The sequence below is a fragment of the Blastococcus sp. SYSU DS0973 genome (genome assembly GCF_054051055.1).
Map to the genome: position 1 here is coordinate 710,178 of NZ_JBJHAN010000001.1, position 23,207 is coordinate 733,384.

The 23,207-nt window shown below is 71.8% G+C and carries 25 protein-coding genes and 1 pseudogene; 11 read left to right on the plus strand and 15 right to left on the minus strand.

Annotation, left to right across the window (positions count from 1 at the left end):
- Window positions 1–11: 11 nt before the first annotated feature.
- The 5 genes from ACI791_RS03590 to ACI791_RS03610 all read right to left on the minus strand — a co-directional run bounded on the left by ACI791_RS03590 (window position 12) and on the right by ACI791_RS03610 (window position 5,794).
- Complete coding sequence (locus ACI791_RS03590) at window positions 12–1,067, minus strand: ABC transporter ATP-binding protein (RefSeq protein WP_456584769.1); 1,056 nt, start codon at window positions 1,065–1,067, stop codon at window positions 12–14.
- Window positions 1,060–2,112 (minus strand): ABC transporter ATP-binding protein, encoded by a 1,053-nt coding sequence (locus tag ACI791_RS03595; protein ID WP_456584770.1) that lies wholly within the window; start codon window positions 2,110–2,112, stop codon window positions 1,060–1,062. The genes ACI791_RS03590 and ACI791_RS03595 overlap by 8 nt, the downstream gene beginning before the upstream one ends.
- Window positions 2,109–3,083 (minus strand): ABC transporter permease, encoded by a 975-nt coding sequence (locus ACI791_RS03600; RefSeq protein WP_456584771.1) that lies wholly within the window; start codon window positions 3,081–3,083, stop codon window positions 2,109–2,111. Before ACI791_RS03600 ends, ACI791_RS03595 begins: the two co-directional genes overlap by 4 nt.
- On the minus strand, window positions 3,076–3,999 hold the full coding sequence (locus ACI791_RS03605; protein ID WP_456584772.1) for an ABC transporter permease: 924 nt from the start codon (window positions 3,997–3,999) through the stop codon (window positions 3,076–3,078). The genes ACI791_RS03600 and ACI791_RS03605 overlap by 8 nt, the downstream gene beginning before the upstream one ends.
- Before the next feature lie 145 nt (window positions 4,000–4,144).
- A complete protein-coding gene (locus tag ACI791_RS03610; protein ID WP_456584773.1) occupies window positions 4,145–5,794 on the minus strand; it encodes a peptide ABC transporter substrate-binding protein in 1,650 nt (549 codons plus the stop codon).
- A gap of 373 nt (window positions 5,795–6,167) precedes the next feature.
- Between ACI791_RS03610 and ACI791_RS03615 the strand changes: the two genes are divergently transcribed.
- Window positions 6,168–6,341 carry a CsbD family protein gene (locus tag ACI791_RS03615; protein WP_347059550.1) on the plus strand — a complete coding sequence of 58 codons (174 nt, stop codon included), beginning with the start codon at window positions 6,168–6,170 and terminating at the stop codon, window positions 6,339–6,341.
- Between the two features lie 72 nt (window positions 6,342–6,413).
- On the opposite strand, the gene ACI791_RS03620 is transcribed toward ACI791_RS03615, so the two are convergent.
- Window positions 6,414–7,175, minus strand: coding sequence for a (deoxy)nucleoside triphosphate pyrophosphohydrolase (locus tag ACI791_RS03620; protein ID WP_456584774.1), 762 nt, complete (start codon window positions 7,173–7,175; stop codon window positions 6,414–6,416).
- A gap of 27 nt (window positions 7,176–7,202) precedes the next feature.
- On the opposite strand from ACI791_RS03620, the gene ACI791_RS03625 reads away from it, so the two are divergent.
- From ACI791_RS03625 to ACI791_RS03645, 5 genes are all read left to right on the plus strand, one after another.
- The gene (locus ACI791_RS03625) at window positions 7,203–7,685 is read left to right on the plus strand and encodes an RrF2 family transcriptional regulator (protein ID WP_456584775.1); all 483 of its coding nucleotides are present in this window, start codon (window positions 7,203–7,205) and stop codon (window positions 7,683–7,685) included.
- 263 nt (window positions 7,686–7,948) lie between these two features.
- Window positions 7,949–9,622 carry a nitrite/sulfite reductase gene (locus ACI791_RS03630; RefSeq protein ID WP_456584776.1) on the plus strand — a complete coding sequence of 558 codons (1,674 nt, stop codon included), beginning with the start codon at window positions 7,949–7,951 and terminating at the stop codon, window positions 9,620–9,622.
- The gene (locus tag ACI791_RS03635; RefSeq protein WP_456584777.1) at window positions 9,619–9,792 is read left to right on the plus strand and encodes a hypothetical protein; all 174 of its coding nucleotides are present in this window, start codon (window positions 9,619–9,621) and stop codon (window positions 9,790–9,792) included. The genes ACI791_RS03630 and ACI791_RS03635 overlap by 4 nt, the downstream gene beginning before the upstream one ends.
- Complete coding sequence (locus ACI791_RS03640; RefSeq protein ID WP_456584778.1) at window positions 9,789–10,499, plus strand: phosphoadenylyl-sulfate reductase; 711 nt, start codon at window positions 9,789–9,791, stop codon at window positions 10,497–10,499. The genes ACI791_RS03635 and ACI791_RS03640 overlap by 4 nt, the downstream gene beginning before the upstream one ends.
- Window positions 10,500–10,580: 81 nt before the next feature.
- The gene (locus tag ACI791_RS03645; protein ID WP_456584779.1) at window positions 10,581–10,871 is read left to right on the plus strand and encodes a 4a-hydroxytetrahydrobiopterin dehydratase; all 291 of its coding nucleotides are present in this window, start codon (window positions 10,581–10,583) and stop codon (window positions 10,869–10,871) included.
- A 49-nt stretch (window positions 10,872–10,920) separates the two neighbouring features.
- Here the strand turns inward: ACI791_RS03645 and ACI791_RS03650 are convergent, their stop codons facing one another.
- Window positions 10,921–12,327: a PhoX family protein gene (locus ACI791_RS03650; RefSeq protein ID WP_456584780.1), complete on the minus strand. Its 1,407-nt coding sequence runs from the start codon at window positions 12,325–12,327 to the stop codon at window positions 10,921–10,923.
- Window positions 12,311–12,787: pseudogene (locus tag ACI791_RS03655) on the minus strand (alkaline phosphatase PhoX); the annotation flags it as partial. The pseudogene ACI791_RS03655 and the gene ACI791_RS03650, both read right to left, overlap by 17 nt.
- Between ACI791_RS03655 and ACI791_RS03660 the strand changes: the two are divergent.
- On the plus strand, window positions 12,786–13,040 hold the full coding sequence (locus ACI791_RS03660; RefSeq protein ID WP_456584781.1) for a hypothetical protein: 255 nt from the start codon (window positions 12,786–12,788) through the stop codon (window positions 13,038–13,040). The pseudogene ACI791_RS03655 and the gene ACI791_RS03660 sit on opposite strands and share 2 nt — an antisense overlap.
- Window positions 13,041–13,072: 32 nt before the next feature.
- On the opposite strand, the gene ACI791_RS03665 is transcribed toward ACI791_RS03660, so the two are convergent.
- Together ACI791_RS03665 and ACI791_RS03670 are read right to left on the minus strand one after the other, a co-directional pair.
- Window positions 13,073–13,477, minus strand: a complete 405-nt coding sequence (locus ACI791_RS03665) for a DUF3037 domain-containing protein (RefSeq protein ID WP_456584782.1) — start codon at window positions 13,475–13,477, stop codon at window positions 13,073–13,075.
- The gene (locus tag ACI791_RS03670) at window positions 13,474–14,328 is read right to left on the minus strand and encodes a HipA family kinase (RefSeq protein WP_456584783.1); all 855 of its coding nucleotides are present in this window, start codon (window positions 14,326–14,328) and stop codon (window positions 13,474–13,476) included. The genes ACI791_RS03665 and ACI791_RS03670 overlap by 4 nt, the downstream gene beginning before the upstream one ends.
- 43 nt (window positions 14,329–14,371) lie before the next feature.
- Here ACI791_RS03670 and ACI791_RS03675 point away from each other — a divergent pair, with 43 nt between their 5' ends.
- On the plus strand, window positions 14,372–14,917 hold the full coding sequence (locus ACI791_RS03675) for a DUF1990 family protein (RefSeq protein WP_456584784.1): 546 nt from the start codon (window positions 14,372–14,374) through the stop codon (window positions 14,915–14,917).
- A 70-nt stretch (window positions 14,918–14,987) separates the two neighbouring features.
- Here ACI791_RS03675 and ACI791_RS03680 read toward each other — a convergent pair whose 3' ends face one another.
- From ACI791_RS03680 to ACI791_RS03690, 3 genes are all read right to left on the minus strand, one after another.
- Window positions 14,988–15,818, minus strand: coding sequence for a formate/nitrite transporter family protein (locus ACI791_RS03680; protein ID WP_456584785.1), 831 nt, complete (start codon window positions 15,816–15,818; stop codon window positions 14,988–14,990).
- A gap of 336 nt (window positions 15,819–16,154) precedes the next feature.
- On the minus strand, window positions 16,155–16,886 hold the full coding sequence (locus ACI791_RS03685) for an FAD-binding oxidoreductase (protein WP_456584786.1): 732 nt from the start codon (window positions 16,884–16,886) through the stop codon (window positions 16,155–16,157).
- A complete protein-coding gene (locus ACI791_RS03690; protein ID WP_456584787.1) occupies window positions 16,879–17,487 on the minus strand; it encodes a sulfite oxidase-like oxidoreductase in 609 nt (202 codons plus the stop codon). Before ACI791_RS03690 ends, ACI791_RS03685 begins: the two co-directional genes overlap by 8 nt.
- 206 nt (window positions 17,488–17,693) lie before the next feature.
- Between ACI791_RS03690 and ACI791_RS03695 the strand changes: the two genes are divergently transcribed.
- Genes ACI791_RS03695 through ACI791_RS03705 form a run of 3 tightly spaced genes read left to right on the plus strand, consistent with a single transcriptional unit; the run spans window position 17,694 to window position 21,137 of the window.
- Complete coding sequence (locus ACI791_RS03695; RefSeq protein ID WP_456584788.1) at window positions 17,694–18,356, plus strand: succinate dehydrogenase cytochrome b subunit; 663 nt, start codon at window positions 17,694–17,696, stop codon at window positions 18,354–18,356.
- Window positions 18,357–18,369: 13 nt separating this feature from the next.
- Complete coding sequence (locus ACI791_RS03700; RefSeq protein ID WP_456584789.1) at window positions 18,370–20,316, plus strand: fumarate reductase/succinate dehydrogenase flavoprotein subunit; 1,947 nt, start codon at window positions 18,370–18,372, stop codon at window positions 20,314–20,316.
- A gap of 23 nt (window positions 20,317–20,339) precedes the next feature.
- Entirely contained in the window at window positions 20,340–21,137 is a 798-nt protein-coding gene (locus ACI791_RS03705; protein WP_456584790.1) for a succinate dehydrogenase/fumarate reductase iron-sulfur subunit, read from the plus strand.
- 108 nt (window positions 21,138–21,245) lie between these two features.
- On the opposite strand, the gene ACI791_RS03710 is transcribed toward ACI791_RS03705, so the two are convergent.
- Both ACI791_RS03710 and ACI791_RS03715 read right to left on the minus strand, forming a co-directional pair.
- Window positions 21,246–22,151 carry a DUF1028 domain-containing protein gene (locus ACI791_RS03710; protein WP_456584791.1) on the minus strand — a complete coding sequence of 302 codons (906 nt, stop codon included), beginning with the start codon at window positions 22,149–22,151 and terminating at the stop codon, window positions 21,246–21,248.
- A 46-nt stretch (window positions 22,152–22,197) separates the two neighbouring features.
- Window positions 22,198–23,187, minus strand: a complete 990-nt coding sequence (locus ACI791_RS03715; RefSeq protein ID WP_456584792.1) for an LLM class flavin-dependent oxidoreductase — start codon at window positions 23,185–23,187, stop codon at window positions 22,198–22,200.
- Between the last annotated feature and the right edge of the window lie 20 nt (window positions 23,188–23,207).

Below are 23,207 nucleotides of genomic sequence, written 5' to 3' on the forward strand. Positions count from 1 at the left end.
CGCCGAGGTGCTCAGGCCTCCGTCGGGATGACCCGGCGAGCCTCGGCGAAGTGGCACGCCGACGGGTGGCCCTGGCCCCGGTCCACCAGCGCCGGCGCCTCGGTGGCGCAGATGTCCTGCGCCTTCCAGCAGCGGGTGCGGAACCGGCAGCCCGACGGCGGGTCGGCCGGGCTCGGCACATCGCCCTCGAGGAGGATCCGCTCCTTGAGCCCGCGCAGGTGCGGCTCGTGCACCGGCACCGACGACAGCAGCGCCTGCGTGTAGGGGTGGGCGGCCGAGCCGTAGACCTCGGCGTCGGTGCCCTCCTCCACGATGCTGCCCAGGTACATAACGGCGACGCGGTCGGAGATGTGCCGCACGACGGACAGGTCGTGCGCGATGAACAGGTAGGACAGCCCGAAGTCCTGCTGCAGGTCCTCGAGCAGGTTGACCACCTGCGCCTGCACCGAGACGTCCAGGGCGCTGACCGGCTCGTCGCAGACGATGATCTCCGGCTGCAGGGCCAGGGCCCGGGCGATGCCGATGCGCTGGCGCTGGCCGCCGGAGAACTGGTGCGGGTACCGGTTCACGAAGTCGGGGTTGAGCCCGACGCGCTCCATGAGTTCCTGGGTCCGCTGCAGCCGGCCTTTCCTCGGCGCGATGTCGGCGTGCACCGACCAGCCCTCGGCGACGATGTCACCGACGGTCATGCGCGGGTTCAGCGAGGCGTAGGGGTCCTGGAAGATGATCTGCACCTCGCGCCGGTACCGCTTGAGCGCGCGGCCGCTCATCCTCGTGACGTCGTCGCCCTTGTAGAGGACCTGCCCGCTGGTGGGCTTCTCGAGGGCCACGATCAGTTTCGTGACCGTCGACTTCCCGCAACCGGACTCGCCGACCAGGCCCACGGTCTCCCCGCGGCCGATGGACAGGTCCACGCCGTCCACCGCACGCACGTGGCCGACGGTGCGCTTGAACACGACGCCCTGGGTCAGCGGGAAGTGCTTCTTGAGCTTCCTGACCTCCAGCAGCACCTCACCCGGCGCCGCCGCCGGGGACGGGGTGGCTGCGCCGTCGACGGTGTCAGACACCGAGGACCTCCTCGCTGTAGTGGCAGGCCGCCTCGCGGCCGGGGACGACGCGCCGCAACGGCGGGACGTCGCCGGCGCAGTCGCGGCCGGGGAGTGCGGCGGCACCGAGCCGCCGCTCGGGGCACCGTGGGTGGAAGGGGCAGCCCGACGGGATCGCGGCCAGGTTCGGTGGCTGCCCACCGATCGGCTGCAGCCGGCCACCCTTGGCCTCCAGCTGCGGGATCGAGCGCATGAGCCCGTCGGTGTAGGGGTGCGCGGGGTTGCCGAACACGTCGTCGACGGTGCCCCGCTCGACGATGCGGCCGGCGTACATGACCGCGACGTCGTCGGCGACCTCGTTGACCACGCCGAGGTCGTGGGTGATCAGGACCAGCCCCATGCCGGTGTCCCGCTGCAGCTCCTTGAGCAGGTCCATGACCTGGGCCTGGACGGTCACGTCCAGGGCCGTGGTGGGCTCGTCGGCGATGAGGATCCGCGGGTCCAGCGCGATCGCCATGGCGATCATCACCCGCTGCCGCATGCCGCCGGAGAACTGGTGCGGGAAGTCGTCGACCCGCTCTGCTGCGGCGGGGATGCGGACCCGGTCCATCAGCTCGACGGCGTGCTTCTTGGCGTCCTTGCGCGACATGCCGCGGTGCGCCCGGAACATCTCGCCGATCTGGAAGCCGACGCTGTACACGGGGTTCAGCGACGACAGCGCGTCCTGGAAGATCATCGAGATCCCCGGACCACGGACCTTGCGCTGCTCCTCGGCGGGCAGCGTGAGCAGGTCCCGGCCCTCGAAGACGATCTGCCCCCCGGTGACCTCCGCCGGCGGCGAGTCGAGAATGCCCATGATCGCCTGGGCGGACACCGACTTGCCGGACCCGGACTCGCCGAGGATGGCGAGGGTCTCCCCCTCCGAGAGGGTGTAGCTCACCCCGTTCACGGCGTTGACGACGCCGGACTCGGTGCGGAACCGCACGTGCAGGTCCTCGACCTCCAGCAGCGGGGCGCTCCCGCGGTTCGCCGCGCCGGAGGACATGGACGTGGACGCGGTGCTCATGAACGCTGCCTCGGGTCGAGGGCATCGCGCAGTGCGTCGCCCATGAGGATGAACGCCATCACCGTCAGAGTCAGGACGGCGCTCGGGAACAGCACGATGTGCGGCGCCGTGCGCAGCAGCGACTGGCCGTCGGCGATCTGCAGGCCCCAGGAGATCGCCGGCCGCTGCAGCCCTACCCCGAGGTAGGTCAGGGTCGCCTCCGCGGCGATCAGGATCCCGACGGTGATCGTCGCGTAGACCAGCACCGGAGCGACCGCGTTCGGCAGGATGTGCCGGACCAGGATGCGGACGTCCGAGGCCCCCATCGCCCGAGCGGCGGCCACGTAGTCGGAGCCCTTGACCGCGATCACCTGGGAACGGACCAGCCGCATCGCCGTCATCCAGCCGAACGCGGCCAGGGCGATGGCCACCGCACCGGGCCCCCGGTCGCTGATGACCGGGAGCCCTGTCGACGGCCCCACCCGAAGCAGCACAAGCGCGCCGAGGATCAACGGCAGCGCGTAGAAGATGTCCGCGATCCGGGACAGCAGGCCGTCGGTGAATCCGCCGTAGAAGCCGGCGATCGCGCCCACGACGACCCCCAGCACGAGGATGAACAGCACGGCCAGCAGGCCGATGAGCAGCGAGTTGCGCGCGCCGTAGGCGACCTGGGCCAGGTAGTCGCACCCCTGCTGGTCGAAACCGAACCAGTGCTCGGCCGAAGGCAGCCCGGACGAGTTGGACAGGTTGCACGACCGCGGGTCGGCGCCCCGTGCGAATACCTGCGGGAACAGCGCCATCAGCACGAACCCCACGCCGAGGACAGCGCCGAACCAGAAGAGGACGCTTCTCCGGAGCGCCTTCCAGGCGTCGCTCCAGAGGCTGTTCTGCCGCCCGCTGCCGCCCTCGGGGCCGGGCGGCTCCGTGCCGTCGGTGAGCCCGCCGGCCCCGACCTCGTCGTGTCCGACACCGCTCAGCCGGCCGTCAGTCATAGCGGATCCTCGGGTCGAGGACGGCGTAGAGGACGTCGACGACCAGGTTGAAGAAGATGAAGAAGAACACCATGAGCGTGACGATGCCGACGACCACGGCGCCCTCCTGCGCCTGGATGGACTCGAAGACGGCCCGGCCGATGCCCGGGATGTTGAAGACCGTCTCCGTCACGATGGCGCCGCCCATGAGCGTGCCGACGTCGGCGCCGATGAACGTGACGACCGGGATGAGGCTGTTTCGCAGCGTGTGCCGCACCACCACGGTCTTCGGGTCCAGGCCCTTGGCACGGGCCGTCCGGACGTAATCCGCTCGCAGGTTCTCCGCCATGCTCGTGCGGGTCAACCGCGCCACGTAGGCCACCGAGCCGGCTGCCAGGACCAGGCCGGGCAGCAGATAGCTGTACCAGCCCTCCCGGATCCCGGCGATCGGGAAGAGCCCGAACTTGAGCCCCAGCACGTACTGGGCCAGGAAGGCCAGCACCAGGATCGGGATGGACACGACCAGGGTCGTGGAGACGAGCACCAGGTTGTCGAAGAAGCTGTTCCGGCGGATGCCGGCCAGCACGCCGGCGGTGATGCCGATCAGCATCTCGAACAGGATCGCGACCAGCGCCAGCTTCGCGGTGACCGGTAGCCGCTGGGTGATGGTGTCGAGAACCGGCCGGCCGCGGAAGTCGGTGCCGAGGTCGCCCTGGAAGAGGTCGCCCAGGTACTTGACGTACTGGACGAACAGCGGGTCGTTGAGGTTGAACTCCGCGCGCAGCTGCGCGACGACGGCGGGCGCGAGTGGGCGGTCACCGCCGAGCGCACGGATGGGATCGCCGGGAAGGGCGTAGACCATCGCGAAGATCAGGAACGACGCCCCCAGCATGACCGGGATGGTGAGCAAGAGGCGGCGCGCGACGTAGCGGCCCATGTCCCCCCTCAGGATCGGCGCGAGGCGGCTCGCTCTCGGCGCCGCGGAAGCATGGTCTCAAGCCCGCGCCTGGGGCCGCCGAGGGTGCTGTCGGGTCGGACAGCACCCCCGGCGGCGCAGGACGGTGCGGTGGTCGAGAGGGGCGTCAGCCGACGACGCGGACCTCAGCGGTGCGGATGTGCCCGAACACGTCGATCGTCACGTCCTCGACGTTCTCCGAGTGCACGGCCTGCTCCCGGTCGAAGAACATCGGGATGACCGGCATGTCCTCCAGCAGGATGTCCTCGGCCTGCTGGTAGTACTCGATGGCCTCGTCGTTGCTCCCCGCCTGGTTCCCCTGGGCGATGAGTTCCTCGAACTCGGGGTCCGTGAAAAAGGTGTAGTTCGACCCGGCCGGCGGCAGGGCCGCGCTGGAGTAGAGCGGCTCCAGGTAGTTCTGAGGGCTGGGGTAGTCCATGCTCCAGCCGAGGCGGAACGGGCCGGTCACGCCCTGGTCGCTGAGCAGCGGTAGGTACTCGGAGAAGTCGAGGTCGCCCCGCAGGGCGTACTCGACGCCGAGGTTCTCGCGCCACTGGTTGCCGACCGCCTGTACCCACGCGTCGTGACCGGCGCCGGCGTTGAACCACACCTCGACCGGCTGGCTGCGGTCGAAGCCGGCCTCGTCGAGCAGCTCGTTGGCGCGGTCCACGTCCATCTCGCAGTACTCGCAGGCGCCCTCGCGGTAGCCATCGACGACAGGGGCGATGAACGAGTCGGCCGGCTCACGGGTGCCCTGGAAGATCGCCTCGGTGATCGGCTCCCGGTCGAAGCCCATGGACAGGGCCTGACGCACTCGCGGGTCCGCGAAACGCGGGTCGTAGGTCGGGAAGCCCAGGAAGTGGAAACCCGAGGACGGCGCCTCGAGGTAGGCGTCACCGAAATCGGCCTGCGCCGTCGAGATGGCGTCCGGCGGCAGGTCGGGAAGGATGTCCAGGTTCCCCCCCTGGACATCGGTGAACCCGGTGTTCACGTCGCCGTAGACGCGGAACTCCACCGTGTCGGCCTGCGCGGGGTTGTCACCGGCGTAGTCCTCGTACCGGGTGAGCGTGATGCCCTGGCCCGGCACGAACTCCCCGTCGGCCTGGAACGGGCCGTTGCCGATCGGGCTGGTGCCGGCCGCCTCGGGGTCCTCGAAGAACGACTCCGGCAGCGGGTGGAACGCGTTGTAACCCACCGTGGTGGGGAACTGGGCGAACGGCGCCGAAAGAGTGACCTCGAAGGTCTGGTCGTCGATGACCTCCAGGCCGCTCATCTCGGTGGCCACCGGACCGGCGATGATGTTGCCCTCGTCGTCGGTCTCGGCCTGCAGGTCGGCGTAGCCCTCGATCTTCTCGAAGAAGTACGAGCCACCCTGGGCGTTCTCGCTGTTCGCGGCCCAGTTCCACGCGTCGACGAAGGAGTTCGCAGTGACCGGCGTGCCGTCGTGGAAGGTCCACCCGTCGGTCAGGGTCACGGTCCAGGTCTGGTTGTCGTCGGACTCGATCGACTCCGCGACGCCGGTGTACTCGACGGCACCGTCGGGCGCGTACTGCACCAGGCCGGTCCAGAGCGCCTCGAGGACCTGCGCGCCCTCGCTCTCGGTGGTGTTGCTCGGCACGAGCGGGTTCTGCGGCTCGCCGATGTAGATGCTGTAGCTGCCGCCCTCGGCAGCGGTGCCCCCACCGCCCCCGTCGTCGCTGCCGCCACATGCGGTCAGCACCATCGCGGCGGCGATGCCGCCCGCGAGGAGCGCACCTCTGCGCTTGCTCAACTTCACGTGCGATGCCTCCCTCGTCCCGCTCAGGCGGGGGGAACGGACAGGTCGAGCCACGGCCCCGCGCGGGCGCATGGACGACTGACTGGTCACGAAGCGGACACAACCGGAGATGACGTCCCGAGCTGTGACGGGTGGACCCTAGGCACGCCCGGAAGAGGGTGTCCACGGCCGTCATCGAGTTGTGACCTGGGCTCACGATCCGCGCACTCCCCGCAAGTTCCACGCCCGTGCTACCGGTCGGGCGGGCGGTCGTCCGGCCGTCACCGAGGGTTCGCCGGAGAGATTTCAGCAGCTCAGCGACGGTGGTGTCGGCGCCCGCCGGCGCGGGTACCCCGCCCCGCACACGACCGGCGAGCGGCGGAAGGACGGCGCGATGAGCGGCATGGACAAGATGCGGAACAAGGCCGAGGAGCTTTCGGGCAAGGGCAAGGAGTCCGTGGGCGAGGCGACGGGCGACCGGGACCTGCAGGCCGAGGGCCAGGCGGATCAGGCGTCGGGCAACCTCAAGCAGGCCGGCGAGAAGGTCAAGGACGTCTTCAAGAAGTAGGAGCACCTGCTCCTCCCCGTCCCCCGCACACGTGGAGGGCACCGGCGCCCCCGGTGCGACGAGGGGGCGGTGTCAGAGGCGGGCGAGGAGGGCCCGGACGGCGGGGAGGAGGGGGCGGTCGGCGGGGATCCAGTCGAGCGCCTCCAGTTCGGCGGCGGTCACCCAACGCAGCTCGGCGTGCTCGTGGGCCAGCGGCCGGCCGTCGGAGATCCGCGCCCACCACACCCGCATCGTCGAGGCCCCGGGCGCACCGCCGGCGACGACGCCGTCCAGTGGCACCTCGCCGAGGAACGCCTGCGGGGCCACGGCGACCCCGAGCTCCTCTTCGCACTCGCGCACGAGCGCGGCGAGCTCCGACTCCCCCGGCTCCACCTTCCCGCCCGGGAACTCCCAGCAGCCGTCGAAGCGGCCGCCGGAGCGCTGCGCCACCAGCACGCGGTCGCCGTCGACCAGGGCGGCCCCCACCACCTGCACCACGTCGCGCGCCCGCAGGGCCGCCGCGGCGGCGTAGGCGTCGAGGTGCGACTGCATCGCCCGTGCGATCCGCCGGCGGAGCACCACCTGGTCGATGGCGGACCCGAGGGCACCGGGCACCCCGGTCTCCCAGTCGACCTGCTCGTCGACCAGCGTGCCGGCGCCCGTGGCCGAGAACCGGCGGGAGTGGGTGAGCCACCGCAGCCCGGGGCCCGGCCCCGCCACGTAGACGTCCCGCTCCGGCCGCACGGACACGACCTCCTCCAGCGGCACCGGCCAGGGACGGCCGAGGGCGCGGGCGACGTCGAACGCCACGGTCAGCGGCGCCTCCACCATCGTGGTGAAACGCAGCCGGAACACCCGGGCACTCTCCCAGATGACGGCACTATGGGCTTCGTGCGCATCAACGCCCGGGTCGACTACGCCGTCCGAGCCGTCGTGGAGCTCGCCGCGGCCGCGCCCGAGGCACTGACCTGCGACCGCATCGCCGCCGCCCAGAACATTCCCAACCGCTTCCTGCAGGCGATCCTCGCCGACCTCCAGCACGCCCGGCTGGTCACCAGCCAGCGCGGCCGGGACGGCGGCTACCGGCTGGCGCTGCCGGCCTCGGAGATCTCCATCGCCCGCGTCATGCGGGTGGAGCAGGGCTTTCTGGCCGAGGTGCACGGCCAGCGCCCCGAGGACGTCGTCTACCCCGGGTCGGCCGCCGGGCTGGCCGGCGTGTGGGTCGCCGCCCGTGAGGCCTACCGGCAGGTGCTCGAGGGCGTCACCGTGGCCGACGTCGTCGCCGGGGAGCTCCCTCCGCACGCGGCCGAGCTCGTCGCCATCGACGACGCCTGGCGGTCGTTCAGCGCTCCGTCGCAGGACTGACGAGCTCCCCCGACCGAACCGTCGGACGGTTCACACACCGGATCGGTCGGGATATGGGAGTATCGGGGCATGACGGACCGCGGCAGCCTGCTCGTCGCGCGCCTGCACATCGATCTGGCGCTCGTCTCCAGCGCCGCCTGTCGCGCCGCGCGCTGACCCAGGTCCCCCGCGCAGCTGCCCCCGCTGCGTCCCGAACCAGCAGCGCCCCGCATCCCCCGGCCAGCCTGCCGGGCGGACGGCGAGCGCAGGAAGAAGTACGCCACGTGAGCACCCCCACCCGCACCAGCAACCGGCCGCAGCGCGGTCAGGGTCAGTGGGCGCTGGGCTACCGCGAGCCGCTCAACCCCAACGAGCGGATGAAGAAGGACTCCGACGGCCTCGAGGTGCGTCAGCGGATCCTCGACATCTACTCGAAGACCGGCTTCGAGGGCATCGACCCGGGAGACCTTCGGGGCCGCATGCGCTGGATGGGTCTCTACACCCAGCGCGCCCAGGGCATCCCCGGCGGCAAGACCGCCGTGCTGGAGCCCGAGGAGCTCGAGGACTCCTACTTCATGATGCGCGCCCGCATCGACGGCGGGCAGCTGACCAGCGACGCCCTGCGGGTCCTCGGCGGCATCAGCACCGAGTTCGGCCGGGACGTCGCCGACGTCACCGACCGGCAGAACGTGCAGTACCACTGGATCCGCATCGAGGACGTGCCCGAAATCTGGCGCCGGCTGGAGTCGGTCGGGCTGAGCACGATGGAGGCCTGCGGGGACGTCCCGCGGGTCATGCTCGGCTGCCCGCTGGCCGGCATCCTCGAGGACGAGGTCATCGACGCCACCGACGTGATCGCCGCGACCGTCGAGAAGTACGTGGGCAGCCCCGAGTTCAGCAACCTGCCCCGCAAGTGGAAGACGTCGATGTCCGGCTGCGTCGACCACTGCACCGAGCCCGAGATCGACGACGTCTCGTTCGTCGGCGTCGTCAACGAGGCGGGCGAGGCCGGCTACGACCTGTGGGTCGGCGGCGGGCTGTCCACCAACCCGATGTTCGCCCAGCGGATCGGCGTCTTCGTCCGGCCCGACCAGGTCACCGACGTCTGGGCCGCCTGCACGTCGGTCTTCCGCGACTACGGCTACCGACGGCAGCGCAACCGCGCCCGGATCAAGTTCCTGATCGCCGACTGGGGCCCGGAGAAGTTCCGCCAGGTGCTGCAGGACGAGTACCTGCACGAGGCCCTGCCCGACGGCCCCGCCCCCGCCCCCGCCAAGCACGACCAGCGCGACCACGTCGGCGTGAGCCGGCAGAAGGACGGCCTCAACGCCGTCGGGTTCGCCCTGCGCACCGGCCGGATCACCGGCACGCTGCTCACCACGATCGCGAACCTGGCCGACGAGTACGGACAGGGCCGCATCCGGACGACGACGCAGCAGAAGCTGGTCATCCTCGACGTGCCCGACGAGAAGGTGGAGGCGCTGGTCGAGGCGCTGGCCGAGCACGACCTGCAGGTGCGGCCGAGCGCCTTCCGCCGCGGCACCATGGCCTGCACCGGTCTGGAGTTCTGCAAGCTGGCGATCGTCGAGACCAAGCACCACGCGCAGGAGCTCTACGCCGAGCTCGAGCGCCGGCTGCCGGACTTCGACACGCCGATCGGCATCAACGTCAACGGCTGCCCGAACAGCTGCGCGCGGTTCCAGACCGCCGACATCGGGTTCAAGGGCTCGATGGTGCGCGACGACGCCGGCGAGATGGTCGAGGGCTTCCAGGTCCACCTGGGCGGTCACCTCGGGGTGGAGGCCACCTTCGGCCGCAAGTTCCGCGGTCACAAGGTGACCAAGGCCGAGACCGCCGACTACTGCGAGCGCGTTCTGCGCGGCTTCCTCGATCGCCGGACGTCGGGTGAGTCCTTTGCCCACTACGTCTCCCGCGCGGACGAGGACTGGTTGCTGTGACCGAGGAGCCGGACGCGGGAAGGACCCGGCAGCTGCCGGTGTTCCACTGCCCGTACTGCGGGGACGAGGAGCTGACCCCCTACGACGGGGAGTCGGCCGGCGGCTGGCGTTGCGGCGCCTGCCTCCGTGCGTTCACCGTTCGACTTCTCGCCACGGGGGTGCAGCAATGACCACGGCCATCTCGCCGACTCCGGAGCTCGCAGCCGACGCCGATGCCCGCTTCGCCGGGATTCCCGACCCGGTCGAGCAGGCCCTTGCGGTCCTGACCTGGGCCGGGGAGCAGTTCGGCGACCGATTCGCCGTCACGTCCTCGATGGCCGACGGGCTGCTGGCCCACCTCGCCGGCCGCGCGATCCCCGGCGTCAACGTGATCTTCCTCGACACCGGCTACCACTTCGCCGAGACCATCGGCACCCGCGACTGGATCAGCTCGGTCCTCCCGATCACGCTGCTCAACGTCACCCCGTCGCGGACCGTCGCCGAGCAGGACCGCGACTTCGGCCCCCGGCTCCACGAGCGCGACCCGGACCTGTGCTGCTCGCTGCGCAAGGTGACACCGCTGGCCGAGGCCCTCGCGGGCTTCGACGCGTGGGGATCGGGCGTGCGCCGCGACGAGTCCGCGACGCGTGAGCACACCAAGTTGGTCGATTGGGACGCGAAGCGCGGCATGGTCAAGGTCAACCCCATCGCGGCCTGGACCCAGGACCTCGTCGACGGGTACATCGCCGAGCACCAGATCCCGGTGAACCCCCTGCTCGAGGTGGGGTACGGCTCGATCGGCTGCGCGCCCTGCACCCGCCCGGTCGCGCCGGGCGAGGACCCGCGCGCCGGCCGCTGGGCCGGCAAGAACAAGGTCGAGTGCGGCCTGCACACCTGAAAGAGGACCTCGTTCCACCCCACGACACGCTCCGCGCGCCGCGGGGCCCTGGAACGAGGCCATAGGGGCCAGGATCGGCCCATGCCACGCCCGCCCCGCCTCTCCCCCGACGAGCTCGCCGCTGCCCTCCACGGCCTGCCCCGATGGTCGGGGGACGGCGAGGGGATCCGCCGCACCATCGAGCTGCCCGGCTTCCGCGACGCCGTGGCCGCGATCGGGGCCATCGCCGACGTGGCGGAGGAGATGGACCACCACCCCGACGTCGACCTGCGCTTCCGGACGCTGCACCTGACGCTGGTCAGCCACTCGGCCGGCGGCGTGAGCGAGCTGGACCTGGAGCTCGCCCGGCGGATCGACGCCCTCCTCCCCTAGGGACGGCGCGAGCCCCGCACCGGGCCGGTGCGGGGTTCGCGCTCCTTCCTCAACTGCCGACGCGCCCACCGTCGGTGCGGTAGGCCACCGCGCCGCTGGGCCTCGGGAACGGCCGCTGGGGCAGTCGGTCGGGCCACGTGCTCGACGGGTGGTCGCGCGTCGAGCACGTGGTCTCGCCCGGATGCTGCGCCGACACGAACACCGACCGACCGTCGGCCGGGATCGTCGGACCGCTGCACTCCGCTCCGAAGGGAACGGTCAGGAACGCCTTGAGGTGGCCCCGCTCCGGGGCACCGCAGACGAGGAAGATCCGCCAGTTGAAGGTGTCCCCGGTGGCGGACCAGTCCTCCTCCCACTCGATGACGTGCCCGTTGCGGTTCCCCGGCTGCTCCCCGTAGCTCGCCTGGGTGCCCTTCTCCTCGTTCGCCGGCTCGAAGGCCCAGGAGCGGGTGAGCGGGTTCGCCTCGTCCGCACCCGGCCGGCCGTTCTGCCCGGTGCGGTTCGAGTTGCTGGTCAGGGCGGCGTACACCCGCCCGTTGACCTGGATGCCCTCCGGCCGGTCCATCATGGTCGGCAGCTTCGCCGGGTCGATGACCTGGACGTCCGCGGGGTCGGGGAAGTCGCCGTTCACGTCGAGCACCTTGCCGAGCCGGTCGGCGGCCTGGCGGGTGAAGGTCAGGACCCAGGCGACGTCCTTGCCGGGCATCATCGACTCGCCGTCCTCGACCAGCGGGATCCACTGGCCGGTGCCGTCGAACTCGCCGTCCGAGGGCAGGCGACCGCTCCCGTCGAGCTCCGCGGCCGGGGAGTCGCCGGTGAATCGGGCCACGTAGAGGTCGCCGTCCTCCAGCAGGGTCATGTTGTGCTGCCGCGTCGCCCTGTCGTGACCCTCCCGGTACTTCTTCCTCGACACGAACTTGTAGATGTGGTCGAAGCGCTCGCCGTCGCCGGAGTAGGCGACCACCCGGCCGTCCGCGGCGATCTGGACGTCGGCGCCCTTGTGCTCGAAGCGACCCAGGGCGGTGTGCTTCCTCGGCGTGGAGGTGGGGTCGTAGGGGTCGACCTCGACGACCCAGCCGAAGCGGTTGACCTCGTTGGGCTCCTTGCTGAGGTCGAACCGCGGGTCGACGGTGTGCCACCGGCGGGTGGGGACGTCCTCCGGGCTGACGCCGTAACGCCGCAGCGCCGCGAGCTGGGTGGCGTCGGTGATCGGCGTCGTCGTCCCGAAGTACTGGTTGAAGTCCTCCTCGCCGTGCAGCGTCGTCCCCCACGGGGTGACCCCGCCGGCACAGTTGTTCAGCGTGCCCAGGACGGTCCGACCCTCGGGGTCCGCGCTGGTCCCCAGGTACTCGGATCCGGCGGCCGGTCCGGTCAGGGGGGAACGTCGTCTCGGTGGTGATCCGGCGGTTGCGGTCGCGCTCGGGCGTCGCTCGCCACTCACCCGTCCGGCCGACACGGTGGACCTGCACCACGGAGATGCCGTGCGCCGTCATGGCGATGCGCTTCTGCTCGTCGGGGATGTCCCCGGCGCCTTCCTCGTCGGCGACACCGGAGAACATCAGCTGCTCGTCGGTGTACTCGTGGTTGACGACCGGGAGCGCCTTGTCGTCGCCCAGCGGCAGCCAGCCGATGAAGTCGCAGTTGTACCCGACCTGCTTCGCCTGCGCGTCCGGCGTCTGCGCGTCCACGTCGAACGGCGGCGCCCCGTCCTCGACCGGGTCCCCCCACCGCATGACCACGCTGTAGGCGTAGCCCGCGGGGACCACGAGCTCGTCGAGGAAGTTCTGCTCGACCGGCTCGAAGATCAGGTCCCCGCCGCTCCCCTTGCCGTCGCGCCTGGAGGGGCCGTGAGCCGCGGCCGGGAGGGCCGGTCCGGCGGCGACGACGAGGGCGCTGACGCCGACCGCCTTGAGCATGCTGCGCCGGCTGAACGAGCTCTGGACGACGTCGGCGAAGGTGGGGTTGTCCGTCGGGTTGGGGATGGCGCTGTCGCAGGCGTTCCCGCACGTGCAGAAGCAGGTCGTGTGGCTGCGACCGCCGTGCCGGACAGTGGTCAGCAGCGGCAGGAGCGCGCGGGCGCGCGGCTTGCGGATGTCGGTCGTCGGTCCCTCTGGTCGCGAGGAGGTGGGGGCCCTCGCAGCCAAACCGGCCGCCGCCACGGCCCGGTGATCCGACGGTGGATCGCAGGTGACCGGTGGCGGTCAACCGGCGACGGGCAGCACCAGCAGCGACAGGAGGCGGTCGGCCTCGGCGTCGGGGTCCGTCGTGAGCCCGGTGTGCACCGGCCCCGGCTGGATGACGGTGCTGCGCGGCGCGGTGAGCCACCGGAACCGGGAGCCGAGCGCCTCCCGTCCGGCGGCGCCAGCGCCCGGGTCCGCCGAGCAGACGTCGGCGGCCGCCTGCAGAGCCCGGCCGATCGCCACCGGGTCGGCGGTCGGGTCCAGGGCCCGCAACCGGTCGACGTCGAGGTGCAGCCGGGAGCCCAGGTAGTCGCGCTGCCGGCAGTAGACGAGCACGCCGGCGTTCAGGAACTCGCCCCGCTCCACGCGCGGCACGACCCGCAGCACCGCGTACTCGAAGGTGTCCCTCGCCGTCGGCGCGCTCATCGCTGGCTCATCCCCTCGGGCGGCGGCGGACCCAGCCACCCGGGCCGGTTGGCCCCGACGGGAGCACGCCGGCGGCCCGCTCCTCCGGCCGCCGCAGCCGACAGCAGCCCGGGCAGCCACGCGTCGCGGGCGGCCAGCCGGGCCAGCAGCTGCCCCGCGTACCGGGCGCGGACGGCGTGCACCGGCTGGTCGCCGTCGTCGGCCAGCCACTCGTCGGGCACCTGGTCCAGCACCGCCTCGAGCAGCGGCCGGGTGATCCGGTGGGCCAGCGCCGCGTCGGCCGCCGGTACGTCGGGCGCGCACTCGACCAGGGCGTGCGACGAGGCGTCGTAGGGCTGGGTGACGGCGGCCTCGGCGCCGGGCCAGTGGTGGTGGAACGTCAGCGCGGCACCGTGGTCGATCAGCTGCAGCCGACCGTGCCAGAACAGCATGTTCGGGTTGCGCCACGACCGATCGACGTTGCCGATCAGCGCGTCGAACCACAGCACCCGGCCGGCCAGCTCCGGATCGACGCCGTCGGCACCGGCCTCGAAGTCGAGGGCGCCGGGGAGGTAGTCCAGCCCCAGGTTGCGCCCGGCCGAACGCTGCAGCAGCTCCTGGACCTCGTGGTCGGGCTCGCCCACCGCCAGCTCGGCGGCGACGTCGACGGTGACCAGCGCGGGCACCGGCAGCCCGAGCGCCCGGGCCAGCTCGGCGCAGACGACCTCGGCGACGAGCACCTTGACGCCCTGCCCGGCCGCGCGCCACTTCACCACGTACGTGCCGAGGTCGTCGGCCTCCATGAGCCCAGGCAGCGAACCACCCTCGCGCAGCGGGGTGACGTAGCGGGTGGCGGTGACGGCGGGCAGCACAGTGCGGTCAACCTACCTGCGCGGGGCGGGCCACACTGGTCGCGTGGGCCTCCTGCGCGCGACCGATCCGGCCGACTTCCGCGGTGCGCCGCTGACCTACGCCGAGGTGGGCGCGACCGGGAGCCCCGTGCTGCCGGCCGGTTACCACTCCGCCGAGCACTCCGCGGTCGTGGGTACCGGGCCGGCGGCGTTCGAGCGGGCCGCCGCCGCCGTCCTCGACTGGCGCGCCCAGCGCGGTGCCGGCTTCCGGGTGCGCGCCGACGGCCCCGCCGGCGCGCCGGGCACCGTCGTCGTCCTCACCGCCGGGCTGCCCCGGTTCGGCTACGACCTCCCCTGCCGGGTCGTCTGGGCCGGCACCGAGGTCGACGAGCGCGGCTTCGCCTACGGCACCCTGCCCGGTCATCCGGAGAGCGGCGAGGAGCGGTTCACCGTGCGGCTGACGCCGGAGGGCGACGTCGTCTACCGGATCCGGGTGTTCTTCCGGCTGGCCTCACCGGCCGCCCGGATCGCCGGCCCGCTGAGCCTGGCGCTCCAGCGCCTGGGCACCGCGCGGTACGTCTCGACGATCCGCCGGGCGGCGCGGGGGTAGACGTCGCGGCGCGTCAGGAACCCGCCGCCAGGACGGTGACGCCGGCCAGGCCGCGGGTGGAGGCACGCCCCTACCGACCTGCGGCGACCGCCGCGCGCTCCCGCTCGAGCAGCTCCTTGCTCCGCACCAGGCGGATGAGCGTGATCACGAACAGTCCTCCAGCCATGTTGAGCAGCACGGTGTACCAGAACCAGGCCAGCCAGTCCCCGTAGCCGAACGGGGCGCCGGCGTGCAGGGCGCCGAAGATCAGCAGCGAGTCGAGAATCGAGTGGAACAGCATCAGGCCGGCGAGGAGGAAGCCGCCGATGACGGAGGCGACGATCTTACCGCCCTCCGAGTGCGCGCCGTGCTGCATGCGCGTCATCAGCGTGATGACGCTGCCGCCGAGGAAGGCCAGGGAGACCGACTGGAGGTCCAGCGGAGCTTCGACGAAGTGCCGTGCGGACTCGACGGCGACGTCCGTCAGGTCGGGGAACCCCAGCACGACCAGCCACATGACCAGCCAGCCGCCGACCAGGTTCGCGACCAGCGTCCCGGCCCAGAGCTTCGCCAGCTGCGCGGTCCCGGCACGACCGGCGAACACTGCGGTCACCGGGACCAGGAAACCTTCGGTGAACAGCTCGCTGCGGCCGAGCATGAGCGCGATGAAGCCGATGCTGAACGCGAGGCCGGCGAGCAGCTCGCTGCCGGTCGCGGCGAGGACCGCCAGCAGCGCCAGCACACCGACGGCCACCTCGAGCCCGCCGGCCAGGCCGGTCGCCAACACCTCCCGCCACCGGCGGTGCAGCCGCTGGGCGCCCTCGCTGACGATCTTCTCGAACGCCTCGGCGATCTCGTCCTCGGCGGGGACGTCCGTGTCCCCCAGCTCGGCACGCTTCTGGTCCTGCTCCTGGTCCTCCACGGTGCTCCTCCGATCGTCGGACACCGGGACCGGGGAACGGGCGGTACGTCCGTTCCGGCGCCCTACCCGAGGGCACGCCGGCCACACACCCGGGGCGGCGAGATCGCGGCCGACCGGGGCGACCGCGACGCGCGTCATGGGTCCGGCGCACGGACCGCGCCGCAGGTCGTCGCCCCGCGCCCCCGCCCGGTCCGCGGCCGCAGTCGGCCGACGTGCTCACCTTCGCCGCGCCGGCCGAGGCAGCGCGGCGCTACGCCGCGGCGGACGAGGTCTGGCCGAACCTCGCCGAGGCGGCGGACACCCGGCCGGACTGACCCGGCGCGGCGAACCGCCCGATCAGGCCGGTCCGCCGCTGGGGCCGAAACGCTCCACCCGGATGACCGACGGCGGCGCGCCCAGCTCCACCAGCAGCCCGGTGGCCGACTCCGCGAACCCGTCCGAGCCGCAGACGTACACCGTCTGGCCCGGCTCCCACAGGGGCACCAGGTCGGCCCCGGTGAGCCGGCCGGCCGGCCGCATGCCGCGCGCCTCCCTCGTCGTCACGACCAGCGCCCCGGCCTGCAGCAGCTCGTCTGCGTACGGCAGCTGCTCCAGGGTCCGCACCGAGACGGCGATCCGCAGCAGGTCGGTGCGCCGCAGTGCCCGCGCGGTGCGCAGCATCGAGACGAACGGCACGACCCCGCTGCCGCCGGCGAGCAGCAGCGCCGGACGCTCGCCGTCCCAGACGAACCAGCCGCCGATCGGACCGCGGACCTCGAGCACGTCACCGGGCTCGACGACGTCGGCCAGGTGCGTGGAGACCTCGCCGTCGTCCAGCCGCTCCACGAACAGCTCCAGCAGCGGATCCCCGGGGGCCGACGCGACCGAGTACGAGCGCTGCGCGGTGTACCCGTCGGGCGCGGTCAGCCGCACCACGTAGTGCTGACCGGGCAGGTGGTCCACCCGGTCCTCGACGTCGAGCCGCAGCTGGACCGAGTGGGGCACCGGACGGCGGACGCCCGCGACGACGGCGCTCCGCCACCCACCGCTGGGCGCTCCGACGACGCCGGCACCCAGCGGCTCAGTCACCCTGGTACCGCTGCTGGCGCCACGGATCCCCGCGGTCGTGGTAGCCGTTCTGCTCCCAGAAGCCGGGCTGGTCCCGGGTGAGCAGGGTCAGCTTGCTGACCCACTTGGCGCTCTTCCAGAAGTACAGGTGCGGAACCAGCAGCCGCACGGGTCCGCCGTGCTCCGGGGTCAGCGGGCGGCCGTCGAAGTCCCAGACCAGCCACGCCTTGCCGCCGGTGACGTCGGCCAGCGGCAGGTTGGTCGTGTAGCCGGTCCTCGACGTCGCCATGACGAAGTGCGCCTCCGCGGTCGGCCGGGCCGCCTCGAGCAAGGTGTCGACGCTGACGCCGGAGAACCGGGTGTCGAACTTCGACCACGTCGTGACGCAGTGGATGTCGCCGCGGTACTCAGCGGGCGGCAGCCGGTGCGCCTCGTCCCACGACCAGGTCGTGGGCTGCTCCACCCGCCCGTCGACGGTGATGCTCCAGGTCTCCGGGGCGATGCGCGGGGTGGGCTCGGCGGTCAGCACCGGCCAGTCACCGCCGACGTCGTACTGGCCGGGGGGCAGCCGCGGGTCGCGCTCGCGACGGCGGCCGAGGAATCCACGGGTGGGGGTGGGCACCGGCACACGATCCCGCACGGGCGGGCCGGCCACCAGCGTTCCCGCCCGCGACGTGCACCGATACCCGGCGCACCGCTCCTCACCTCTGGTGAGGGTGCCCTTACATGAGGTGTGTCACCTCGTGTTGGCTTGGTGGCAAGCCCCGTGTAGTCCTAGCGTGGGGCCTTGTGGTGACGGTGACGCACGCGCAGCGCAGGACCCCCAAGGTGGCGAAGACGAGCTCGGTCTTCAAGAAGGCCGTGATGGCCGTCAGCGGCATCATCATGGTGCTGTACCTGATCGCGCACGTGATCGGGAACTTGAAGGCCTTCTCCGGCGCCGAGGCGTTCAACTCGTACTCGGGCTGGATCCGGACGGTCGGCAACCCGGCGCTGCCGGGGCAGACGACCCTCTGGATCATCCGGATCGTGCTGCTGGTCGCCGTGGTGGCGCACTTCTGGGCCGCCGTCTCGCTGTGGCGCCAGGCCAAGCACGCCCGCCCCCAGGGCTACGTCACGAAGAAGGCCACCGCCCAGAGTTACGCCTCGCGGACGATGCGCTGGGGCGGCGTGATCATCGGGGCCTTCATCATCTACCACATCCTCGACCTCACCCTGGGCGCGGTGAACGCCGAGGGCTTCGACAGCACGCCGTACGACCGGCTGGTCGCCAGCTTCCAGAACCCCTTCGTCACGATCTTCTACGCCATCTCGGTGATCTTGCTGGGCATGCACCTGCGGCACGGCATCTGGAGCGCCACGCAGACCCTGGGCCAGAGCAACCGCCGCCGCGAGAAGACGGTCAGCCTCTTCGCCGTGGCGTTCGCGACCCTCATCACCATCGGCTTCCTGCTGGTGCCCTTCTCCGTCCTCTTCGGGCTCATCGACTAAGGAGCTCCCCCAGATGCCTCTCGAGCTGTTCAACGTCGGCGAGCCGATCGCCGACACCAAGGCCCCGACCGACGTCCCGATCGGCGAGCGCTGGAGCGAGCGCAAGTTCCGCGGCCGCCTGGTGAACCCCGCCAACCGCCGCAAGCTGACGATCATCGTCGTCGGCACCGGCCTGGCCGGCGGCTCCGCCGCCGCCACGCTCGGCGAGGCCGGCTACAAGGTGAAGTCGTTCTGGTACCAGGACAGCCCGCGCCGCGCGCACAGCGTCGCCGCGCAGGGCGGGATCAACGCCGCCAAGAACTACCGCAACGACGGCGACAGCGTGCACCGGCTGTTCTACGACACGGTCAAGGGCGGTGACTTCCGCTCGCGCGAGAACAACGTGCACCGCCTCGCCGAGGTCAGCGTCAACATCATCGACCAGTGCGTGGCCCAGGGCGTGCCCTTCGCCCGCGAGTACGGCGGACTGCTCGACAACCGCTCCTTCGGTGGCACGCAGGTCTCGCGCACCTTCTACGCCCGCGGCCAGACGGGCCAGCAGCTGCTCTACGGCGCCTACCAGGCGATGGAGCGGCAGATCGCGGCCGGCACCGTCGAGCAGAACGCGCGCACCGAGATGCTCGACCTGATCGTCGTCGACGGCCGCGCCCGCGGCATCGTCGCGCGCGACCTCGTCACCGGCGAGATCAGCACCCACTTCGCCGACGCGGTCGTCATCGCCAGCGGTGGCTACGGCAACGTCTTCTACCTCTCCACGAACGCCAAGGGCTCCAACACCACGGCGATCTGGCGGGCGCACAAGCGGGGCGCGTACTTCGCCAACCCCTGCTACACGCAGATCCACCCGACCTGCATCCCGGTCAAGGGCGACTACCAGTCGAAGCTGACCCTGATGTCGGAGTCGCTGCGCAACGACGGCCGCGTGTGGGTGCCCAAGGAGCGCGGCGACGACCGCGACCCCCGCGAGATCCCCGAGTCCGACCGCGACTACTACCTCGAGCGCCTCTACCCCTCGTTCGGCAACCTGGTGCCGCGCGACATCGCCTCGCGCCAGGCCAAGAACGTCTGCGACGAGGGCCGCGGCGTCGGCCCCGGGGGCCTGGGCGTCTACCTGGACTTCGCCGAGGCGATCGAGCGGCTGGGTCGCCCGGCGGTCGAGGCCAAGTACGGGAACCTCTTCGACATGTACGCCCAGATCACCGGCGAGGACCCCTATGCGGTCCCGATGCGGATCTACCCGGCCGTGCACTACACGATGGGCGGCCTGTGGGTCGACTACGACCTGCAGTCGACGATCCCCGGCATGTTCGTGATCGGTGAGGCGAACTTCTCCGACCACGGCGCCAACCGGCTCGGCGCCAGCGCGCTCATGCAGGGCCTGGCCGACGGCTACTTCGTGCTCCCGTCGACGATCAGCAGCTACCTCGCCGACGGCCCGTTCGAGAAGGTCGACGAGAGCCACCCGGCCGCGGTCGAGGCGCTCACGGGTGTGCAGGAGCAGGTGCAGAAGCTGCTCAGCATCAACGGCAGCCGCACCCCGGCGTCCTTCCACCGCGAGGTCGGCCAGCTGATGTGGGACCTCTGCGGCATGGAGCGCACGGACGAGGGCCTGCGCAAGGCCATCGACCGGATCCAGGAGATCCGCCAGGAGTTCTGGACCAACCTGAAGGTGACCGGCGACTGGCACTCGTTCAACCAGACGCTGGAGCACGCCGGCCGGGTCGCCGACTTCATCGAGCTCGCCGAGCTGATGTGCATCGACGCCCTGCACCGCCGCGAGAGCTGCGGTGGCCACTTCCGCGCGGAGAGCCAGACCCCCGAGGGCGAGGCGCTGCGCGACGACGAGAACTTCGCCTACGTCGCCGCCTGGGAGTGGACGCCGGAGGGCCAGCCCCCGGTGCTGCACCGGGAAGACCTCGAGTACGAGTACGTCCACCTCGCCCAGCGGAGCTACAAGTGACAGCCACACGGCATGACGCCCCCATGCGGTCCAGCGTCGGCAACCCCGGGGCCGAGAAGCGCGGGATGAACCTGACCCTGCGCATCTGGCGCCAGCAGGGGCCGACGGTCAAGGGCAAGATGGTGACCTACAAGATCACCGACATCTCCCCCGACATGTCGTTCCTCGAGATGCTCGACGTGCTCAACGAGCAGCTGATCATGCAGGGCGACGACCCGGTCGCCTTCGACCACGACTGCCGCGAGGGCATCTGCGGCATGTGCGGCGTCATGATCAACGGCCAGGCGCACGGCCCGCAGCAGACCACCACCTGCCAGCTGCACATGCGGTCCTTCGCCGACGGCGACACGATCGACATCGAGCCGTGGCGGGCCACCGCGTTCCCGATCATCAAGGACCTCGCGGTCGACCGGCGGGCGCTCGACCGGATCATCCAGTCCGGCGGCTACATCAGCGTGCCGACCGGGACCGCACCGGAGGCGCACGCGACCCCGGTACCCAAGGCCGACTCGGACGCGGCGTTCGACGCCGCGACCTGCATCGGCTGCGGCGCCTGTGTGGCAGCCTGCCCGAACGCCTCCTCGATGCTGTTCACCGCGGCGAAGGTGACGCACCTGGGGCTGCTCCCCCAGGGCCAGCCCGAGCGCAACGACCGCGTGGTCAACATGGTGGCGCAGCAGGACCGCGAGGGCTTCGGCGGCTGCACGAACATCGGCGAGTGCTCCGCCTCCTGCCCCAAGGGCATCTCGATGGAGACGATCTCCCGGCTCAACCACGACCTGCTCGGCGCGTTGCGCGCCGGCGCACGGCCGAAGAGCTGACCTCGCCGCACCCACGTGGTGCGGATGTGCACGAAAGCCCCTCTCCGGACGCCGGAGGGGGGGCTTTCGTGCACAGCGAGCGCGATCCGCGGCCCGCCGACCGCAGGGTCAGGTGGCGGGCACCGGCGGCATGATCCGCTCCACGACGTCGGCGGGCATCAGCCCGGCCTTGCCGAAGCGGCTGGCCGCCTCGATGAACTGGGGCGCGGACGCGGCGAGGTCGACGAGCATCGCGCGGGCGTCGTCCTCGCGGCCGGCCAGGGCCGCCACGACCGCCCGCCACATGAGCTGGTCGGGCTCGGAGACCGGGTCCATGGGCCGGAGCAGCTCCAGCTCGCGGTCGGCGGTGACCGGGTCGCCGTCGATCGCCTGCTGGAACGCGCGGACGACGTCCTGGTAGCGGGCCCGGGTGACGGTGAGGTCGGCCAGGGCACCCAACGGATCCGGGGAGTCGTCGACCCGCAGGTCGACCACCATGTCGTGCCACGGGCGACCGGTCGTGGTGGCGCGGACGACCATGATCGCCGCCGACCGGCGTCCCCGGAAGTCGCCACCGGCCTCCTCCCCCGCCAGCAGCGCACTCAGCAGCCGCTGGGCGAGCGGACCGGCAGAGACCTCGAACCGCTCGACCATCGCCTCCCACACCGCCGGGGAGCTGGCCATGTTGGCCAGCGCCACGCAGGTGTCGCCCAGCAGGTGCCCGGCGGCGTCGACGCAGCTGGTGCCGGTGTAGACGGCGAAGTCGCCGGCCAGGCCGAGCACGGCGACCTGCCGGCGCTCGGGCTGGGGGTCGACGCTGCTGAGCGCGGTCAGCACCTCCTGGGCGGTGAACCCGCCGCGGAGGAGGTCCAGCCCGACCGCTCCGTACATGGGCTCGGCCATGGACTGGGTGGCGATGACCCCGTGCCCGGGCAGGGCGAAGGGGACGCTGTTGCCGACCGCGAAGGCCTGCGACTGGGTGGCGACGCCCATCTCCCCGGTTTCGGGGTCACGGGCCACGATCGAGTACGTCACGGTCGCGGCCTACCCGCGTTTCCCCCGGGGGCGAAACACCGGCCGGTCATGCGGTGACCGACCCCATCGCCTGGGCCAGGAGCTCGACAGATCGGAGCCGGCCGTCGAGGGTGCCCGACTGGTGGGCGACGATCAGCTCGTCGGCGTCGGCGACCTTCGTGAAGGCGTCCAGGTGCTCGCGGACCTCGGCCGGCGTGCCCACGGCGGTGTGCGTGAGCATCGTGCTCACGTGGTGCCCGGCACCCTGGGCGAGCAGCTGGTCGGCCTGGTCGTCGGTGAGGGCCTGCCCGCGGCCGAAGAGGCCGATGGCGAGGTGGCGGCGCACCGCCTGCAGCTGCTCCTGGGCGGCGGCGGTGCTGTCGGCCGCGACCACGTTCACCCCGGCGATGACATAGGGCTCCGCGAGCTGCTCCGAGGGCTTGAACTCCTGCCGGTAGGCGGCGACCGCGGGCTCGAGCATCGCCGGTGCGAAGTGCGAGGCGAACGCGTAGGGCAGGCCCAGGGCCGCGGCCAGCGTGGCGCCGAACATCGAGGAACCGAGGACGTAGAGCGGCACGCGGGACCCCTTGCCGGGGATGGCGTCGACGCCGGGCACGCGGGTCTCGCCGGCCAGGTAGGCCTGCAGCTCCAGGACGTCCTGCGGGAACGTGTCGGCCGAGCGCGGGTCGCGGCGCAGGGCGTACATCGTGTTCTGGTCGCTCCCGGGAGCGCGCCCGAGACCGAGGTCGATGCGCCCGGGGTACATCGCGTCGAGGGTGCCGAACTGCTCGGCGATGGTGAGCGGCGAGTGGTTGGGCAGCATGACGCCGCCCGCCCCGAGCCGGACCGTGCGGGTCTGCGCGCCCACGTGCGCGATGAGCACGCTGGTGGCCGACGACGCGATCGTCGGCATGTTGTGGTGCTCGGCGTACCAGACCCGCTCGTAGCCGTGCTCCTCCGCGCGCTGGGCGAGGGCGACGCTGGCGGCGATGGCGCTGCTGGGAGTCTCCCCGCGCGGGATCGGGGCCAGGTCGAGGACGGACAGCTTGATGCTCATGTGCGGGCCTTTCACGTCGG

Bases quoted from the DNA above. Each gene is read 5' to 3' on its own strand.
- ACI791_RS03615 (WP_347059550.1), top strand. From the start codon at position 6,168: ATGAGCGGCATGGACAAGATGCGGAACAAGGCCGAGGAGCTTTCGGGC.
- ACI791_RS03705 (WP_456584790.1), top strand. From the start codon at position 20,340: ATGCGGTCCAGCGTCGGCAACCCCGGGGCCGAGAAGCGCGGGATGAAC.
- ACI791_RS03715 (WP_456584792.1), bottom strand. From the start codon at position 23,187: ATGAGCATCAAGCTGTCCGTCCTCGACCTGGCCCCGATCCCGCGCGGG.
- ACI791_RS03640 (WP_456584778.1), top strand. From the start codon at position 9,789: ATGACCACGGCCATCTCGCCGACTCCGGAGCTCGCAGCCGACGCCGAT.
- ACI791_RS03600 (WP_456584771.1), bottom strand. From the start codon at position 3,083: ATGACTGACGGCCGGCTGAGCGGTGTCGGACACGACGAGGTCGGGGCC.
- ACI791_RS03645 (WP_456584779.1), top strand. From the start codon at position 10,581: ATGCCACGCCCGCCCCGCCTCTCCCCCGACGAGCTCGCCGCTGCCCTC.
- ACI791_RS03605 (WP_456584772.1), bottom strand. From the start codon at position 3,999: ATGGGCCGCTACGTCGCGCGCCGCCTCTTGCTCACCATCCCGGTCATG.
- ACI791_RS03595 (WP_456584770.1), bottom strand. From the start codon at position 2,112: ATGAGCACCGCGTCCACGTCCATGTCCTCCGGCGCGGCGAACCGCGGG.
- ACI791_RS03660 (WP_456584781.1), top strand. From the start codon at position 12,786: ATGCTGCGCCGGCTGAACGAGCTCTGGACGACGTCGGCGAAGGTGGGG.
- ACI791_RS03700 (WP_456584789.1), top strand. From the start codon at position 18,370: ATGCCTCTCGAGCTGTTCAACGTCGGCGAGCCGATCGCCGACACCAAG.
- ACI791_RS03665 (WP_456584782.1), bottom strand. From the start codon at position 13,477: ATGAGCGCGCCGACGGCGAGGGACACCTTCGAGTACGCGGTGCTGCGG.
- ACI791_RS03625 (WP_456584775.1), top strand. From the start codon at position 7,203: ATGGGCTTCGTGCGCATCAACGCCCGGGTCGACTACGCCGTCCGAGCC.